Origin of the sequence: Bradyrhizobium sp. LjRoot220 (assembly GCF_964252915.1) — a bacterium.
Classification (GTDB): Bacteria; Pseudomonadota; Alphaproteobacteria; order Rhizobiales; family Xanthobacteraceae; genus Bradyrhizobium.
The window spans coordinates 1,820,366-1,840,469 of sequence record NZ_CAXUPS020000001.1 but is presented as its reverse complement, the minus strand read 5'-3'; the positions used below and the strand labels follow the sequence as shown (position 1 = coordinate 1,840,469).

Below are 20,104 nucleotides of genomic sequence, written 5' to 3'. Positions count from 1 at the left end.
CCATGGCAGACAACAAGGTCCGGCTCAGTCAGATAGTCGGTACGTTCGGGCCCGGCTCCATGCTCGATCTTCCAGAGCGATCGGTGCTTGTCCTGGGCCTGGATCATTGGGAGATGTTTGGAACGGGAACGTTCAAGGTCATTCAGGAGCCGCGCCTCCAGCGACTGCTTCACCTGCGCCTCAAGGACGATGCTCGTGTTGTCGGCGACCGTCCCCCGGAGTTCAGGACGCCGCCAATCGACGTTGGCGATCCAAAACGTATATCGCCGGCGGTCAAGGTAACGGTTTTCCCGAGGTGGTTCGCTTGCGATGCCATTGCTGGTGACCCACCGAACCGTCGGCGGCTCGCGCGCTTCCAGGATCTCGAACCGCCGAAGCGGCTTGAATATAAGGGCGACGATGGAAAGCGTAGAAAGGCTTCGCCAATCCGCTTTGTCTGCGGCTGCGAAAATGGTCATCTTCAGGACATCGAGTGGCGCGGGGTGGTCCATCAAAACTTCCGCGGGGAAGCTGGCGGAACCGCCGGCCCTTGCCGCAGAGAGATGTGGCTTGAAGACTCTGGGACCAGCGCCGATCCGCGGGACACCCGTATCTCATGCGATTGCGGAGCGTCCTTGTCGCTGGAGGAGCTATTCCAGCCCGGTCGTCTTGGCTCCTGCCCGGGCGAACGGCCATGGATCATCGATCGAGAGGCCGAGCCGTGCAATGCGGAGAAGGGCCTCCGATTGCTCACGCGGAGCGCCACCAACACCTATTTTCCGCAGGTCGCGCGGGTGATTTCACTCCCTCAGACCGTTGACGAATTGTCGCGGCGAATTGAGGTAGTTTGGTCCATTTTGAGCGACTGTAAGACGATCGGCGATATTCAGGCCGCACGACGCTTCAACCCGGAGGTGAGAGCGAATTTGGCCGACTACTCCGACGAAGAGATACTCGCGAGCGTCCTTTCGATCGCCAGCGGAGGCAATAAGGCCGATGTGGTGGACGTCGAGGATCCAAGGATCGCAGAGTTCAAATTGCTCGCGAGCGGCAACGCATTGATCGGTGAGAACACGGCCGGCGCACACCTGCACGCGCAGACCCTCGACCGATCGATCTGGGATCCTGACTCAGATCCCGCGTTGAGCGGCATTAGTTCGCTCGTCGCGGTACATAGATTGCGAGAAGTGGCTTGCCTGTATGGTTTTACGAGATTTGAACCTGCACCTCTGGCCAACGAAGATCTGGAGGACGTAGGTCTCGCTGTGAACGGTGCTGCTCTCGGGCAAAATCCTGATTGGCTCCCTGCCGTAGAACAATTCGGGGAAGGGTTCTTTATTCGGTTCTCTCCGGACGCGCTGGCCCAGTGGCTAATTCGGCCGGCTGTGCTCGTGCGTGCTCAGGAGCTTCAGGCAGGCGCCACTGCTTGGATAGACGCAAAGCGTGCGAGGGGCATGGCCGTAAGCGCGAACGTTCTCAACGAGCGCGAGCGGCCCGAATACGTCATGGCTCACAGCCTGGCTCATGCCCTCATGACCGAAGTGGCGATCGACTGCGGCTACCCGGCGAGCGCCCTGAAGGAACGCATATACCTTCTCCCGCGGCTTCCCGGTCAGCCGATCCAGTGCGGCATCCTGATTTACACAGCGAGCGCGGGAAATCAGGGGACACTGGGCGGTCTCGTCGAAATCACCCATCGCTTCGCCAAGGTCTTGAGGTCCGCCCTTGAACGCGAGCGCCTGTGCTCCGGTGACCCAGTATGCGCAGATCATGCCCCCGCAAGAGCGGACGATGATCGGATGCTCCACGGTGCCGCCTGCCATGGTTGTCTGCTGATCTCCGAGACGAGTTGCGAGGCGCGGAATGTGCTTCTTGATCGCGTGCTGTTGGTCGATACCGTGGGGCCGACGGGAGCTGCATATTTCTAGACTCTTAATTCGCTGCAGAAACTGGATCCGTTGATAGCAGGTGGGGCGATTGCGTATTTCCAGAGTAAAGATCAACAATTTTTCTAACTTCTCGGAATTCGAGATCGAAACCGGCGACAACGTAATTGTTGTCGGCGAGAACAAGGTTGGTAAGAGCAACCTAATCTTCGCATTGCAGCTCATTCTCGATCCTGGATTAGCAGAACGGGACCGGCAGTTGGGCCTTGAGCACTTCTGGGACGGCCTCGGCGAAGGTAAACTCGGAGCGGTGATTGAGATTGTCATCGAGTTTACCGACTTTGAGGATGATCCGCGACTGCTCGCGCATCTCGGCGATTGTATCGTTGATCCAGGCCCACCGATGGTGTCGCGGCTGACTTATCGCTTTCAGCCCAAGGCCGGATTGGAGGGTGAACCCAAAAGCACAGGTGACTACGAGTATATAATCTTCGGCGGACTGGATCCTGATAACGCGATACGTCCTGCACTGCGACGCATGTTACCGCTCGACGTTCTCGCGGCTTTGCGCGACGCCGAAAACGACCTCGCGACGTGGCGTCGCTCGCCACTTCGTCCGCTAATCGAAAATTTAACGGCGGCGCTCAACCAAACCGACCGCGAAGAGATCCAAAATTCCGTAGATGCCGCGCAGAATACCCTGACAGCTCGGGCCGAGATACGACAGGTTGCGGAGACCATGAGCCAGCGGTTGGAGGCGATGGTTGGGCCGGCGCATACAACGTCCGTCGCACTCGGCTTGGCGCCGGCTCGGATCGACGCTCTCCTTCGCGCGCTGCGTCTGCTCATCGACGGCGGCGTACGGGGAGTCGCGGATGCGAGCCTAGGTACGGCCAATTTGATTTTTCTGGCTCTCAAGAGCCTTGAGCTTGATCGTCTCGTGGAAGATGGCGAGCGCGACCATACCTTCCTCGCCGTCGAGGAGCCTGAAGCGCATTTGCACCCGCATGTTCAGCGGTTGGTTTACCGACATTTCCTAACCGATGTTCACGAAGATGATGAGGAGGGCGAGGGAGGTGGCGCCATTGCAACGCGCACGCCAAGTTTGACGACCATCCTGACAACTCATTCGCCCCACATCGCCAGCATCGCGCCGCTGCGTTCTATCGTGCTGCTCCGCCGTGATGTCGCGAATAATCGGACGGTCGGTGTCTCTGCGGCAAAGACGCCGTTGAGCACCACTGACGAAGCTGACCTTCAGCGCTACATCGACGTCACGCGCGGCGAGCTGTTCTTCGCCCGCGGCGTCATTCTTGTTGAAGGCGATGCCGAGCGCTTTCTCGTACCGGCTTTCGCCGAGGCGATCGACATCCACCTGGATCAGCTGGGCATCTCGGTGTGCTCGGTGTCAGGGACAAACTTCGCGCCGTACGTGAAGTTGCTTGGATCAGCCGGTTTAGCTATCCCGCATGTCGTATTGACCGACCGCGACACGGTGGAGGGTGGCACGCCGTTAGCCCGTGGGCGCGTGCAGAAACTGCTGGAGATCTTAGAGCCGGGTCCAGCCTATGCTGATCTCGCCGACGCTGCGATTTTCCGACGCGGTACGCGGCATGGCATTTTCGTCAACAGCAACACCCTTGAGCCGGAACTCTTCGCATCGGGCCTGGCACGTCAAATGCGCACAATTCTCAGATCCGAGTTACCTTTGCGCCAAGCCAGCCGCGTTCTTATTGATGGGTGGGTGGCAGATCCGGCGACGTTGGATGTTGACCGGCTCATTGGCCTGATCGAACGGGTCGGCAAAGGTCGCTTCGCTCAAAGGCTCGCATCCAGTGCCACCGCGCCGCGGTGTCCCGCTTACATCCGTTCCGCGTTGGAGAGGATCCGTGATGCCGTTGCGTAGCACGAGCGCTGCTTACCTCGGGCACGCCGCGGATTTACTCGGCAACCCGGGACAACAGGCGGCTTACGACTCGCGTGAACATTGCGTGGTTTTGGCTGGGCCTGGAAGCGGCAAGACTAAGACCTTGGTCCTGAAGCTAGCTCGCATTCTCGCAGAGGATGTGAGGGCGCCACGCGGTGTTGCTTGCATCACCTACAGTCAAGAGTGCGCAAGAGAGCTTACGCGGCGGTTGGAAGAACTCGGTCTAGGCGATGCACCTAATCTATACATTGGCACCATCCATGGTTTTTGCCTGCGCCACGTCCTGACGCCCTACGCGAGGCTGGCCGGGCTCGATGCGCCCTACCCTCTAACGCTTGCCACTACGCGACAGGTCGAGACCACTTTCAAACAAGTGGCGGAAAGGTTACTTGGCGTCGGCCAGCCCTACAAACTCCACGACATGAGCAAGTATCGCCGCGTACACCTCGATCGCGATGTGCAGGACTGGGAAGCTGACCCCGACCTCGCGCGCATCGCCGAGGGCTATGAAGGTGCGCTTCGGATAGCTGGATTAGTCGATTTCGACGACTTAGTCATCTGCGGCAACCAGCTAGTAGCAAATCATGACTGGGTGCTGTCCGCGATAGCGGCGCGCTGGCCGGTGTTGGCGGTGGATGAATACCAAGATCTTGGCTTACCGCTTCACCGCATCGTCAAGCGGCTTGCATTCGACGGCGGTGTTCGGTTGTTCGCAGTCGGTGACGCCGACCAATCAGTCTACGGCTTCACCGGTGCCGATGGCGCTTTGCTGCTGGAACTGGCTGAGCGAGACGATGTTGAGGCGGTGCGGTTGCAATTCAACTACCGCTCGGCTGGCCGGATCATCCGAGCCTCCGAGTTGGCGTTGGGTGAGGCACGCGGCTACCAGGCTCACGATCCGCGTCGTCAGGCTTTGATCGAATTTACCGAGCGACCCGGTGGCCTTGAGGATCAGGCCAACTACGTCGTCGAAACGGTTATTCCCCAGGCTCTAGCTGACAAAGCTGGACGAGTGGTCGGCGATATTGCGATCCTTTATAGGGCGGCGAACATTGGAGACGTCTTTGCTGAAGCACTTGCTTCCGCCGGTTACGACTATGTTCGGGTTGATAATGCCGCTCCTTACAAGAAGGTAGGGCTTACCAGCTGGATCGAGGATTGCGCCGCGTGGTGCTCAGGTGGCTGGCGCGAAGGCCACCCGAAACTAGGGGGGCTCATTAACCGATGGACGGGGTTTCGGTCGGGGCACGCCAGCGAACTTGAGGCGCGACACTCGGCGAGGGAACTGACGTCATTCCTGTCCGAACAACGCTCCGATGACAGCCTTGCGGCTTCTTTCGTCGCCGCGATCCGCGCCGCTCTGGTAGATCCATTGACGGCCTGCGAACCGAGCCTCGCCGATCAGCGGGAACAGGTGCGGCGAATGGGGGAGGCATTCGCGGCTGGCGGCAAGCTCGAAGCGCTCGACCTCAAAAGTCTCGGTGGGCGCGACGGCTCTCCGGCACACGTTAATCTTCTCACGCTGCACTCGGCCAAGGGTTGCGAATATGACGTCGTGATCATGGTCGGGATGGATATGGGCGCCATGCCATGGCGACGTGAGACGGCTTCCGAATTGCGCGAGAGCCGCCGTCTGTTCTACGTCGGGCTGACTCGCGCACGGGATGCCGTGCACATGCTATATTCCGGCTGGATCCCAGGCCGCTACGGCACGCAGCGCCTCGGCCGTTCTCCTTTCGTGGAGGAACTTGAAGAGAAGCTAACCGCTTCAGAGGCAGCGGGCTGACCGTCTCAGCGGCTCTGACCGGTATCTCGTACCAAAACTCGCTGAAAGACAAGGCTGTGTTAACGGCGCGCGATTGCTACTGAAATTGCTACTGAACCATCAGGTACGAGCGAAGAAAGAAACGGATAGAGAACGCTCACGACGTCAGAAATGCCAAACAGATCAATACAATATGGATCGAGGAGGTTCGAGGAGAGACATCAATGGTAGAATTTCAAGACCGGTGCCTTAAACCACTCGGCCACTCTTCCGTTGCGGCGGTATCAATCAGTTAGAGGCTGGAAAAGCAAGGCGGTCGTCTGACACCCCCTCGGATCGTGGAATCGGCTGCGGCCGAAGCCGAGGACCTCGGCGCGCCGGACAAATTCTCTTGACGAGCGTGGCGGTGGTCGCACCGCTTGGTGCCTGTGGCGCAAGATTCCCCCAATGGCCGCCGGTCCAGATCGCGGCCCATTCTGTTTGGTCGAGGCGATTGAAACGCTGGATCGGTGCAGCGACCCAAAAGGATTCAGTTTTGACTTTGCGGCGTGCCGGCTTTCGGGTGCCGGATGGCCCGAAAAGGCATGCACCAGTAGCGTAGCTAGCGGGCTTACCCTCGATAGCCCACGCGTCGGCACTGATGGGTCGAAAGACCAACAAATGAGACATTGCACGCCCGCGACCGTCCAAAGCGTCGGATACACCAAGAAATGCCGGAAAAGTGGCTCGGTTGGCGTCGCAGATAGAAAGATATCAGAAAAATTTCAGAAAGCTGCAGCCCCGTATCAGGACGCCTGCGTGCGCATTGTGGGAGATTCAACCGCTGACTCGGTGCCTGCCAAGGGCCTCGCGTCAGCCAATTCTGATCGCATAACGTGGATCAGCAAGCGGCCGGAAGCGGCGATGCAGGGGTTTACTAAGATCAGGTTAGGTCCATCGACAGGTTTCCGGATCATCTATATCGATTGGTGACCCGGCAGAGCGGAATGAGCATTTCTGCTCAGACATTACGAGCCGCTGATTTTGAGCCAAGGCGATGCCCGCGCCCGGAGGTCCCCGGGGCGTTTTCTCAAGATTGCCGTTTTCTCTACGTCTCTTTTTTTGAGGGGTTAGACTTTGCCGCTTAACGCAAACCCGCATTTCTACGATTCGTTCGGTGGTTTCGATACATCCACGCTCTATAACAATGACGCCTTCGCCGCCTCGGCGCTGACCAGCGGCACGGGGGGCAAGGCGATCGCCGACGCCGTTGCGGCGATCAATGCGCCCGATCACGCCGCCGCCACCAACAGCGCGATTGCGCTGATTAATAAAGTCGCCAGCGACAACGGCGTCAGCCCGATCACCTCGCTGGTCACCTTCATCCATCAGTTGGTGGCTCTCAATCACGACACCAGTTTGGTCCAATATGTGCAGACCGCGTTCGTTGCGCTGATCGCCGCAAACACCGTCACCGCAACCAATACGGCAACCCAGGCAACCGCCGCCGCTATCGCTATCGCCCAGAGCGGCGATACGGCGAATGCCGTTGCTGCCGGCGGCGAACTGTCGATTATCCTGTCCCAGGTTCACATCAGTGGCGGCGGCACAAGCCCTTATCCGCTGGCGATTGACCAGATCGAGGCCGCCGTCGGCAGCAGTCTGACGGTCAATCAGGCCATCGATATGCTAGCCGGGATGCCGCTGGGATATTCCGGCCCGAGCGGCGACTCGCAATCCGCGCTGCAGGCCCTGGTCGGCAGCGACGCTGCCAAGGCCACGCGTGCGATCACGGCTTTCGCTACCGGTTTTGCGACAAACTCCCACGACGAAGCCTGGACTTATATCGGGCAAGTTGCGACGTGGGTTGGCTTCAGCACCACGCAGACCAATGCGGTCGTTGCCGGCCTGATCGGCTCGACGCTGACGGCAGCGCAAGCGGTCGTCTTGCTGAGCCAGTTGCCCGGCGGCGCGCAGGACATCGCAGCGCTGATCAGCAACGGCGACATTACCGCAAGCAACGCCTTTGCGGCGCTTGCCACCTATGCGGCAAGTGCACCCGGTACGCCTGAAAGCTCTGCGGCCGCCAGCGCTCTGATCGCGATTGCGGCGGTGACGCCGGTGGACTTCGCGGTCCAGATGGCCGCGGCATCCGCGTTCGCCGGCCTGATCGGCGTCACCATGGATGCGAATTCCGCGATCAATATGATTGCCAACCACGCCCAGCTGATGCCGGAGGCCTCGCTTTCGATGCTGGCTGCCATCGGCGCACTCGGCAATGTGCTGTCGCAGTCGAACAACAAATATTCGCTGCAACTCATTGGCGACGCCATTCGCGTCGATATGAACAATGGTTTGTCCGCCACGGCGGCCGTTGCGGCATTGGCCGCAGGGTTCGCCTCGCTCGGCCTGTCGGTGGACCAGCAGGTCACGATTCTCGCGGGTACAGGCGGCATCGGCTCATTCAATTCGGGTTTTCAATTCGTCGGCGAACCCGCGCTCAAGGCGGCCGCCGCAGCGCAAATCTATTCGTTGATCCAGGCCAACGGCCTGACTGCGCAACAGCTTGCGGCCGACTTCGCCGGCGCGATGTCGAACCAGAATATCTTCTGGCCGCAGATCGTGGACGTCCTGATCCGCGTTGCAGGTTCGGATACGGCCGTATCCGGCCTGGTCGGTGCCGCGCTCACGAATCTGATCGGGCTTTCGCCGTTCGCGGGCGCGAGCGCCATCTCAACCGTCATCACGGCCATTCATGCCGACTCCGTGTTCCCGACCCAGGTGATCACGGCTGCCCAGACCACGGGCATTCTGATCGGGATGGCCGGCACGGGCGCCGTTGCGGTGCAGGTCGCTGCGGGAGCTGAACTTGGCTCGCTGATGCAGGGCGCCGGGTTCGGTGCCACGTCCGCGGCCGCCATTACGGCGGCCTTGACCGCCAGCACGCTCACAACGAGCCAGGCCACGCTGTTTCTGGCCGGCGCTGCCGGCAATTCGAACTCGATCCTGATCAAGGGTGTTTCCCAGAACGCCTACACCGACCTGCTGGCGAGCCTGGTCTCATCGGACTACGGGGCCAATTCGATCGCAGCGGTCCACGGCGCGGTGGTCGCCTCCGCCCTGACGGCCGACAAGGCGCTGTTCTTCCTCACCGCGCTCGGAGCCAATTCAACCGGCGCCACCCAGACCGCGGCCGCCAACGAAATCCTGGCGCTTGCCACGGGTGGCCTGGTCGATGCCGCACATGCCGCCGGCGTCCTCGCCGGCGCCGCCGGCACGGTGGGCACCGTCACGGCTTTGTTCCTGCCGGGCTTTACGGTTGGATCGCAGGGTTACAACGACCTGCTCAGCTACCAGAATACGTTCCAGGAAACGATCGGCGCGCAAATTGCGCTGTTGACCACGACGCCGGCTGCCGGCTTGAGCGCGCAGGCCGCGGTCGATGCGATCGATGCCGCGGTCGTCACCACCCACAAATTGACGGCTGCGGATGCCATACGGGTGCTGATGAGCGCCGCGGCTTCCGACGCGGCAATCGAACCGCTTGCGCAGGCGGAGATTATCAATCTGATCGGCGGCAACGTGATCACCTCGGCGGCGGCGGTCGCGGTGCTGCAGGGTATGCTGGCGGGCGCGAGCGCGGCGCTGCAGACGGTCATCAACAACGAACTCGGTATTCTCCTCGCTGATTTCAGCACGCTCGATGCGACCGCCGGCACCGGCAATTCGGCCCAGATCCTGGCCGCGGCGATCGGGATTGACTCGCTGCTCAATGGTTCACCGGGCGATCAGGCAAACGGCCAAACGGTACTGGATCATCTCGGCGGGCGCATCACAGGTGCCACACTGCCAAGCGCCGGCGCCATCGAACTCTTGCTCGATCTTGCGGGACGCAGCCCCAATGGCTTGAGCACGGCGGTTGCGGCGCTTCAAACCCTGTCGACCCCGATCGGCCAGGGATTTGGAATTATCCGCTACGATACGGTCATCAGCACGACCGGCACCATGCTGGCGGCTGGCAAGCTCTCCAGCAGCGCCGCGCTTGCCGTTCTCGGCAGCTTCTCGATTTACAACAACTCGACATTCCCGTTCACGCAGACGGCGCTTGCCGCGGCCATCGGCACCGGCGCAACGCATATTACGATCGCGCAGATCGACGCCGCGGTGCAGGCGGGCAGCTTTCCGGTCGCCGACGCGCTGGGTGCGCTCGGAAAGTTCGCGAAAGACAATGGCGGCTCGCTGCAAACCCAGGCAATTGCCGAGATCAACGCGCTCGCCACCGACCAGACCACCAGAGGTCTTGCCGTGCAGGCGCTGGTCGATATCGTCTATAGCACCGATCCGACGATCCGGAGCGCCGGGTATACCGGGCTGAACAGTTTTCTCACGGCGAACCCATCGTTTGCCGTTCAGGCGTTCGCGCTGGTCGCGCCGCGCGCGAACAGTGGCGACGCTGTCGCAAATAGCGACGCCATGGCCGAACTGGTCATATTGGCCTCCACGTTCGGAGTGGGGGCGGGTAACCCGCTGGCGAGCGACATTACCACTCCCATTGCCAACCTGATCACCGCGTCGATCGCGCAGCAGGGCGGAAACATTGTCGGCGAGGCGCCCTGGCTTCAGGTGCTGGTCAATCTGCTCGACGTTCTCGGTGTCGAGCAGGGGATCATCAATTTCCTGTTGCAGCGTTCGAACACCGATCTGCTCAATGGCGAAGCGTTCACCGTCAACACCATCATCCGCGATATCGCCGTAACCTACGGCGACAACACCGGCCGGCTCAACACCACCGTCAACGAACTCTATCAGTTCCTGTTCTACATCTCGCCAGCCGACATGGTTGCCGCGTTGGCGGGCGCTTCGGGCGCCGAGCAGACCAACATTTTGACCGGACTGCTCGGTCTCTACAATCAACAGGGATCTTCGCCGGCGCAGCAGGCCGCGATCGATGCCTTTAGTTTGCGCCTCACGCAACTGCATCCCACGGCCAGCACGATCGGACCGCTCTACCAAAATGGGTCGTTGACCGCCGAGCAGGCGATGGCTTTGTTGGCGCCCATCATTCAGTCGTCCGGCGTAGCCGACTTCCTGACGGCTATCGTAACCGTGTCGCCTTATATTCCGGCCGGTGCGATCGTATCGGGGCTGGTCGACGCCGTCACAGCTGGCGACATCACCTCCACGATTGGTCTTGAAGCGCTGATCGCGATCGGTGCGGGTTCGGCGCCTGCCTTGCAGCGCGCCGCGGAAGCCGGTGTTGCCGACGCGATTGTGCAGCAGAAAGCGATCGCCGCGAATCTGTCCGCCGATATCGCCTACGCGCTCGGGCAGGGTGCAGCTACGGGTGCCCAAGCGGTCACCTTCCTGGCTAACGTCTATCTGGCGCGGCTGCAAACCGTTGTCGCGCAATCTCTCCTTCAGCCATCAGATACGCAGGCGACCGCAGCGCTGAAAGCGACGATCCTTGCTCAGTTGGCGATCCATTCCGCCAGCGGCGCCAATCTCACGGCCGTCGCGATGGCGGCCAAGGACAATTTTGCCAATGTCAACGAAATCGCCGCGGTAAGCGACCTGATCGTTGCCCTGTCGTCGATGGCCAGCGATGCGTCGTTCGTGACCGCGCAGATCGCGGCCGCGGTTCCGACCATTTCTGCTTATGATGCGGTCAGTCTGTTGGCCGGGGTCGCCGGGCAGTTGGGCGGCAGTTACCTGGCGGCGACCGGCGTGTCGATTTCCTCACTGGTCGCAAGCGGTGCGATCACGGCGATGGACGCCGGCGGCAGTTTGCATTTGGCCGTCGTGAATGGCGCGCTGTCCACGGCGCAAGCCAACGCGATCGGAGTAGGTGCGGCGGCTGGCGGCAATCCATTCGTTGGCGCGGCGTTGATCGCGAACATCGCTCAATTTAATCCAACCGCGGCGTCTACCGCGGTTCGCGATGCCGTTGTTGGCAACACGCTGCTCACCCTCCAGGGCCTTGATGTCGCCGCGGGCTTCGCCAAGGTCGGGCTTGCGAACGCATCCGCGCTCCTCGTGCAGGCGCTGGTGACGGCCGGCCGGACCACCGTCCACGCCGCGATCGTCGAATTCGGCACCCTGATAGGCGCGACTGCGACGACGATCACAGCGGACCAGTTCGTGGCCATCCTGGAAGGGTTGGCGAATGGTACCGACCTCGCCGGAAGAACCGCCATTGGCGCCGATCTCGCCGCGGTGATCGGCGGCGGCGCGCTCACGGTCCAGCAGGCGGTCGCGGCTTTTAGTGCCGGTGTTACCAATAACGTTATCGATTTCGGTTTTGCACTGGAAGTTCTGATCGGCGCATCGACCGGGTCGCTGGCGGGTGCCATCGGCAAGGGATTCGCACCGGCCATCGTGAGCGACGGCGATACTTCCACCGCGATGACGAGCATCAAGACGGCGATATCCGCGGGCAGGCTGACCGTGACCCAAGCGACGAAGCTGTTCGCCGGATTCGCGGGCGGCGGAACGCAGGCCTTGAAGGCCACCGTCGGTCTCACGGCCGCCGAACTCGCGCATGACGGTGCCGGAGCGCCATTGTCGGCCTTCGTGTCCGAGGTGGCATCGGGGAGCCTCACGGCCGCGGATGCGGCGTTCGTTCTGACCATCTTCTACAATCGCATGGCCAGTTTCGAACTGGCCGATACCCAAAGCGGTGCTTCGGCCCAGGTCATCGCCAACGACGTGGCGAACCGCGCCCAGGCCGTGCAGCAGATTTCCAATCTGATTGGATCGGGAGCGATCGCGACAGCGGCGGCGCTCGACCAGGTCGAGGCGGCGTGGACGTGGCAATCGACGAGAATTCCGCCGTCTACGCCGGATCAGATCGTGGCGCTCATGCTTGCCATTCCGGCGGTCAACGAGTTCTCCGGCGTCGCCAGCGTTGCGGTGGGCGAGAAATTCGCAAGCCTGGTTGCGAATGGAGTTATCAACGGCAGCTATATGGTGTCTCAAGCCCACACCATATCGGCGACGCCCGCGATCGATATTCTTGCGGTGATGGCGCAGGCCAGCGCCACGCCGGGTTCGCTCCTCAACGATATCTACGCCAAGCTCATCACGCTGGGCACGCCGACATTTGTCGCGACCACGATCGGCAATCTGATTTCGCCGACAGGCCTGACGCATGCCGCTGGCCTTTCCGTGCTGGCGCAGCTTGCCGCGCATGGCAACGCCGCCGTCAAGGATGCGGTGCGTGCTGAATTCACCTTGCTGATCAACGCCGGGACCGTGACGGCGACGGAGGTGAATACCGCGTTGTCGGATCCTCAGCTTCCGGGCACCGATGCGCTCTTGCTGCTGATTGGCGCCGCCAACACGACAAATATACTGGCGCAGGATGCGTATTTTTCGGCGATTCAGACCAAAATTGCTGGCCTGCTGACGTCACTGGGCGAGGTTGCCGGCGTTCAGGCGATTATCGCCGCACTCGATGCATCCAATCTGTCCGGCGGGCAGATCGTCGACGTGCTGGCCAAGTTCCTGCCCGTCAACGGCAATACGGACAGCTTGATCGGCAACGAGATCGGCAAGCTCGAACTGGCCGGGCGGATATCGGAAACCGATGCGGCTACGATTGTCGGCCGCGTCCTCGTCACGCTGTCGCCGAATTCGCAAGCCGCCATGGCGCGTCTGCTGGCGTTTGCAGGATTCTTCGTCGGCGAAACCGCAGCGCAGGTCGCGGCAGGCACCGGATCGGCAGCGCTGCCGGCCGCTCAGGTCGCGACGATCCTGGCCAACCTTGCCGCGATCGACGCCGCGAGCTTCAATCAGCCCAGCCTGAACGCGATCTATCCCTATCTTGGTGTCGCGGCGGGCGCGATCGTCGTCGGATTGGTTTCACCGCAATTCACCATCGCGCAGGCGCTTGCCAGCATCACCGGTGCCACCGGCATCGACGCCAATAACCGCGCACTGGTTCTGTTCGGCGTCGCCAGCATCGGCTCGGCATCGCAGCAGATCGAAGCCGGCAAGGCGCTCGCCACCGTCTACCAAAGCGGCGGGCCGTTCGATCTGCTCGCCAACAGCGGCAAGCTGATCACGCTGCTGACGCCTGACCGGGCGACGGTGCTGCTCGCCGGAATGGCGGTCGGCGGAACGGCAGCGACCAGGACTTACGCCGGAAGCCTGTTTGCCGCTCTGCTGCAAACCAACGGCAACCAGCTTTCGGTCGCTCAGGTTACGACCGCCCTCGACGGCAGCGTGACCGCACAGGCGCTGCTCGCAACCGATGCGGCCAGCGTGCTGGCGCTGATTGGCGCGGGGCTGGCGGCCAACGGCGCGAACAGCGACGTTATTCGTGGTGGTCTCGATACCGAATTGAACAGCCTTGTCTCGTCTGGCCGTCTTTCGGTCAGCGCTGCCGTCAATGCGTTGGTGACGCAAGCGGGCGCGGGTTCCGTCGCGCTGCAGGCCGCCACCGGCCGTTTGATCGCGTCATTGCAGAGCGCCGGCCTGGCCACGTCTACGACGCTGGTCGGGCTCGTCGATGCCGCGGTCGGCACGAGCCTGACAGCGGCGCAAGCCGTTGCGATCTATACCGGTGCTGCGATCGTCAACACCGGATCGTTTGCCCCCGTGCTTGGCGACAAGATCGGAGCCATGATCGAGGCCGGCCAGATCGGCGTCGCCAACGCGATGGCGGCGATCCAGGCCGCGGACGCCGCCTACGGCGTCAGCGCCGGCGCCGGCGAGGCCGCGCTTCTGCTCGCCGCCGCGGGCCATGTCGCCACCGGTCTTCAGACCGCCGCGGGGCAGGCGATCGGCGCGCTGCTTACGCGCGGCGCCATCGCGGTTGCCGCGACGATCACCTCGATCGATGCGGCGATCGGTGCCAGCAGCGGCGTATCGGCCAGCCAGGCCGAGGCGATCCTGATTGGCGTGGCGGCATCGTCGCCGTTCCAGGCCCAGGTCGCAATCGGCGTCGAATTCGCCGCGTTGATCGCGGCGGGCAAACTGACACCGGCGACCGTGATCCAGAGCGTGGATCAGGCCATGTCGTCCGGGCTGCTTTCGGCCAATCCGGCGTTCGCGGTGCTCGTCGCGATGGCCGCGACCGGTTCGACGCTCGCGGCATCGGTGGCAAGCGAAGTGGCCAGCCTCGTCAGCGGCGCGCGAATGACGGCTGATGAGGCGCTGGCTGCGCTGTTTGCCGCCGCCGGTGGCCAGGATTTCAACTTCACGTCTGCCCAGACCGACAAGGCCATTGCGGGGATCGCTTCCTCACTGGTCGGCCAGAGCTTGACCAACGCCACCCAAGTCGCGGCGGATCTGGTCGCGGCGCAGTCAGTGTCGCACACGATTTCGCCGAACCACGCGCTCGGCGTGCTGGTGGCCTTGGCTGCCGGCGGTCCGGCCGCGGCCACGCAGACCTATGGCGCTGCGCTGCCGGCATTGCTTGCCAACGGCGTGACGGGTGCTGCACTCACCGCCGCCGTCGCGGCGCCGTCGATCTCAGCTGATAACGCCGTCCTGTTCCTCGCTTCAGCCGTTGGGGCGGCATCGCCGGGGCAGGCCAACAGCGTTGAAATGGCGAGCGGCGCGGCCCTGGCGGCGATCTTGAACGCCAGTGGACTGACGGCGGCGCAAATCGTCACCGATCTGCAATCGGCCGTCGCGAGCGGCGCGCTCAGCGCCAATCGCGAGGCGGCGCTGATCGCGGCCCTGGCGACCGGCATCTCCTTGCCCGGAAATGCCGCCGTCCTGGGCGCCGAACTCGCCCGGCTGGTCACCAGCAATGCTCTGATCGCCTCGCTGGTATTCACGGACATTCTGTCGATCACGGTCAACGGCTCGGTGCCTGCATCGTCGATTGCCTTGATCGAAGCGATGTCCGCGACATCAGATGTGACGCTGCAGAAAGACGTCGGCGATGAAATTGCAGACCTGATCCAGGGCGGCACCGTCAGCGCCGGCGCCGCGCTGGCTGCGTTCGATGCAGCCGGGCTCACCGCCGCGCAAAACGGCCTGGCGCTGTTGGCTATTGCGTCCGGGTCCCCAAGCGATGCTTCCGTTATGGTGGCGGTGGGCCAGAAACTGGCCAGCCTCGCCACCTCGGCGACGGAAACCCAGCTGCTCGGATTGTTCGAAGCCGCCATCAACGAACAGTTCCTGGACGGCGCGCACGCGGTATCGATCCTCGCCGCCATCGCCACGACAGGTCCTTCGTCGAACCCGGCCACCAAATACGAGGCGGCGACGGCGGCCACCAACATCCTGACACGTCTCTATGCCGACAACATGTTGCAAGGGGCCTATGGGACCGCCGCGTTGATCGCCGGCAGTGCCGGTGTCGATGCGCATAAGCTGGTTTACTGGCTCGCCAGCCTGGCCGCGTCACCTTCGGTCATCAGCGATGGGGCTTCCGTGGCGCTCGCCACGATGCTTGGTGATTCCGTGCTCACGGACGCTGCGATGGTCGCCGATATCGTGGCCATTGCGACGTCCGCCGGCGCAACTAATTCTCCGGTGCCGACGATTTCCAGGTCCACCGAAGTCGCCGCGCTTGTCGGTTTGGTCAAGAATTACGGTGGTGCGGCGCTGGTGCCGCTCGCTGCCACCGCGATCGCTGCGGCAATCGCCTCCGGATCGGTTACCGCCGCCGCAACCTTCAACCTGGTGGACGCGGTCGCGCTCGCGCCAAACCAGGGCAGCGTCGTCCGCGCCATTGGGCTGTTGATCGGGATCGCCAACGGTCTGCCCGCGGCGCAAATTGCCGACGCCAACGTGCTGGTGTCGTCTCATATTCAGTCCTACATCACGAACGGCCAGATTTCGGCCGCGGACGTTCTCGCGGCCGAATTCCAGGCGGCAAACGGCTCCACGTCGATCGCGATAGCGGTTGGCGGTTACATCGCGAGCAACGGGTCGTCTTCGGCGATCACCAAGATATCGGATGCCCAAACTGCCGGTTCGCTTACCGCCGCCGCTGCGGCGGCAGCGTATTTTGGTGTCGCCGGCGCGGCCAACACCGGACTTGCCGCAGACATAGCGGTGAACCAGGCCAGCATCACGGCGCGGCTCGCGCAGTTGCAGCCGAACGTCAATTACTTCTTCACCGACAGCAACGGCGTCGACTATAGCCCAGACTCGCAGCTCAACTTGTTGCTGGTCCAAAAGCGGGGCATCCAGACGACCTATGCCGGCATCCTGACGACGATCGACAACAAACTCGCCACGCTGGTCAATTCCAACGCCGTGACGGCTGCCTACGTTATCTCGACCATGCAAATGGCTGACACGATGTCGAGGTCGCAGAAGTTCGACCTGCTGTTCGCCATGGCGAGTAGCGGCAGTACGGCTACGCGTGAGGCCGTCGGCGCTGCCTTCGTGACCTTTGCCAATACGTCGACGATACTGAACGACGCGGTCTGGCGCGGCGCCCTGACCCGGGCCGGCGTGGACTTCGCCCAAGTCTACAACGGCACGATGACGGTTGCGGCTGCGATCAAGGACATCGAGCAGTATGCACTTGCACAGCATGCATCGGTTGACGCGGCGCTCGGCGTGCTCGGCAGTCTGTTCACCTTACAAGAGCTTAACGAACGCGCGAAGCCGTCCGGCAGCCATAGCCAGATGTATGCCGAGATGGTCAACGACTCTCAGGCGGTGACCGATGAGCTCCAGCTACGTTACCAAAGTGGTGCGTCGTCAGCGGAGCTCGCTTTACAGGTCATCAGGGGCATCATTTCGCGAGATGCGGCGCTGGGTCAGTTTGCCACTTTCGACCAAAACTTCCCTAGTTCTTTTGATGGATCGATGATCTCGGCCAAGGCCAATTTTCTGTATGACCTGAGGATCTTGCAACTGGGCGCATCCAATCTCGGCACCCTTGATCCGTCCTATTATCTCACCGTTGGAAATCCGGGATACACGACCTGGGAAGGGCGGCTGGCAAGCAAGTACCATGTCAACGGCTATGCCTACGATCAGGCGTTGCTGACCGACATCAATTACCTGCCGTATCTGAGGTCGGATGCCCTCGGGACGTCGATCGTTAACGAAGCCCTCAACAGGCTCGGCAGCCGCGTGTTCTTTGGCGCGGCCGAAATCGATCTCGTCAACGAGGTCGCCAACGGCAGCATGACGCCGGAACAGGCGATCGCAGCGCTCAACGCGATGCTGGCGCCGCTGATCGCGGGCCAGGACGCCGACAACGTGACGTTGGCACGGCAACTCGCATTCGGATGGCTGGCGAACAAGGCGGCAGGATACATCGAAACCAACTACGTCACTTTCATCGCCAACGACGGAAAGAAGACGGTTACCTCGCCATTCACCCCGGTTACAGCGCTTTTCAACCTGCTGAACACCTCCGCATACAGAAACGACGTACTTGGCGGGCTGGGCGCGATTGCGTCGATCGCGAACACTACGCTCGTAAACGCCTTCGATCGTGCGTCGGCGTTCAAGGTAGCGCAAACCATTCTGACGAATTTTGCCTCAAGCGATCCAGCTGGGCTCGCTGCTGCGGCTACGCTTTCAGACAAGGTTACCAAACTGGCGATCGACGTAAGCACCGCCGGCGCCTTCTTCGAGTCCGGATTTGCGCTTATGCAAGGAAAGCAGGGGCTTGCCGGTATTATCCACGACAAGGTCGCGGCGAAGCCGGGAGACTATCAAAGCTATATCGACTTGGGCCTCCAAATCATAGCGACCGGTCTTCCCATTCCGGCTCTTGGCCCCGTGCGGCTCGGAGTAAACGGTTTGTTCGGGCCGACAGTTTTAGGACCCGCCGGTTTTGCGTCGCGAGTAATGCTGATGGTTCTCGGCATGAACGCCGTTTCAGGTGCTCTCAATGACGCAGGCCTTGGCGCGACCAGCTTGGGTCTCGCTTCCGTGCTCAATGTTGTTGTCGCGCTTTCCGACACGCTTAACAATACCGCTACGGGCATCGTGTTTGCAGCCAAGCCTGCAGTCAACAACGCAATCACCAGTTTGATTGAATCGTACCACGCGATCGAAACTGGCGACTTATCCGGGATTGGCGATCTGGCCGCGGACCTTGCTACATCGTATTGGGCCGTGGTCACGGGTGGTTCGCTGGAGCATGTGAGGGGGGTGGGAACAAATGCCGGCCACGCGCTAGCCGACCTCTTTACCGGTCATCCCGGCGATTTCGAAAATGATGTCAAGGCGCTCGGTGCCGACGCGATAAAAATCCTCACTGAAAACGTCTATTTCTCCGCCGCCGTTCCCGCGATCGTCAACGGTGCTACGCTAATCGGCCAACTAATACCCGAGAGCATTATTGCGCTTGCCAAGGCCGGGAAGGAGCTCGGCGGCCACATCGTAAACGAGGCCAAAGCGGTTGCAGACTTTGTCGGCGGGCTCTTCTCCTCCCCGCCACCGCCGCCGCGCATCGTCCGCGATGTCGGCGCGGTCGCCAATGCCGGCTACCATTTCCCGCATTCGCGCAGCAATTACGGCGATTTCTATTTCGGCAATGCCGTGGACGGATATATTTCGGGCTCGACAGTCTTCGTCGACTTCAACGAAAACGGCATACTCGACAACGGCGAATTCAGCACGACCACCGACGCAAACGGTGCGTATGCTTTGCCCCTCGGCCTCGGCGGCTCGATCGTCATCACCGGCGGCACCGATACCTCGACCCATCTGCCTTTCAATACCACGCTGACGGCGCCGAGCGGATCGACCAGCGTCACCGCGCTGACCACGCTGGTCCAGAAGATCGCCGCGACCAATGGCGGCAACGTTTTTGCGGCCGAGCAGAGGGTGGCGGCGGCCTTCGGGCTCCCGGCGACGACTGTGGTCACGCAGGTGGATCCGATCGCCGCGGTGAGAGCAGGGCAGGCCGATGGCTCCCGGCTCGTTTTCGCAACCACGGCTGCGCTGAACACGCTGATCCTGCTCGAAGCAGCCGGTGCAACCGGCGACCCCACGGCGGTGCTCGCGGCGAGGATCGGCAACGCCCCGTTTGGCACGATTATCGACCTGACGAACCAGGCGACGATCGCGGAGCTCGCCAACGCCTCCGGCGTATCGGCCGGTCCCGGCGCGGCGGTCGCGCAGCTTGTCGGCGCCAGCAATACGTTGTTGGGCAACCTGGTGAACACCGCGCCGGATCCGACCAGTCTGCTTAATCGGGCGACCGCGGTCACGGTGGTGGCGCAGGGCGAAACCGCCACGGCCCTTGCGAATGCCGGCGATGATCCGACGCTGTTGGGCAGCGTCGTCAATCAGTACACGGGCACGAACCTGGTTACGACGGTGCAGACCGAGCTGACCGGCATCGAGTTGCAGCCGGCCGAACCTTACTACGGACCGCCGCGCTGGTACCTCGATCCAGCGGTTACCGGCGTGGTCTCGACCGGCTCGGCGTCGGGCAATTCGTTGACGGGATCGCAGAGCAATCAGCAGATGCAGACCGCTTTCCACGACGCTGCCGGCAGCCCCAGTTCGGTCGCGTTTACCCCGACCATTGACCTGTTGGCGTCGGTCACCGGATTAACCGCTCCTGTCGACAGCCTGTTGCCTGTGTTCTGAGGAGCTGGTGTTGTCGTACTGCAAAGAACCGGGTGGCAG

Annotated in this window: 4 protein-coding genes; all 4 read left to right on the top strand. The window is 62.0% G+C overall.

Annotation, left to right across the window (positions count from 1 at the left end):
- Positions 1–2 precede the first annotated feature (2 nt).
- The 4 genes from drmB to ACSQ84_RS08170 all read left to right on the top strand — a co-directional run bounded on the left by drmB (position 3) and on the right by ACSQ84_RS08170 (position 20,065).
- Positions 3–1,907 (top strand): DrmB family protein, encoded by a 1,905-nt coding sequence (gene drmB, locus ACSQ84_RS08185; protein ID WP_436211091.1) that lies wholly within the window; start codon positions 3–5, stop codon positions 1,905–1,907.
- 49 nt (positions 1,908–1,956) lie between these two features.
- Positions 1,957–3,771 (top strand): ATP-dependent nuclease, encoded by a 1,815-nt coding sequence (locus ACSQ84_RS08180; protein WP_436211090.1) that lies wholly within the window; start codon positions 1,957–1,959, stop codon positions 3,769–3,771.
- Positions 3,758–5,578 (top strand): ATP-dependent helicase, encoded by a 1,821-nt coding sequence (locus ACSQ84_RS08175; protein ID WP_436211089.1) that lies wholly within the window; start codon positions 3,758–3,760, stop codon positions 5,576–5,578. Before ACSQ84_RS08180 ends, ACSQ84_RS08175 begins: the two co-directional genes overlap by 14 nt.
- 1,095 nt (positions 5,579–6,673) lie before the next feature.
- Complete coding sequence (locus ACSQ84_RS08170) at positions 6,674–20,065, top strand: beta strand repeat-containing protein (RefSeq protein WP_436211088.1); 13,392 nt, start codon at positions 6,674–6,676, stop codon at positions 20,063–20,065.
- The last annotated feature ends 39 nt before the right edge of the window (positions 20,066–20,104 follow it).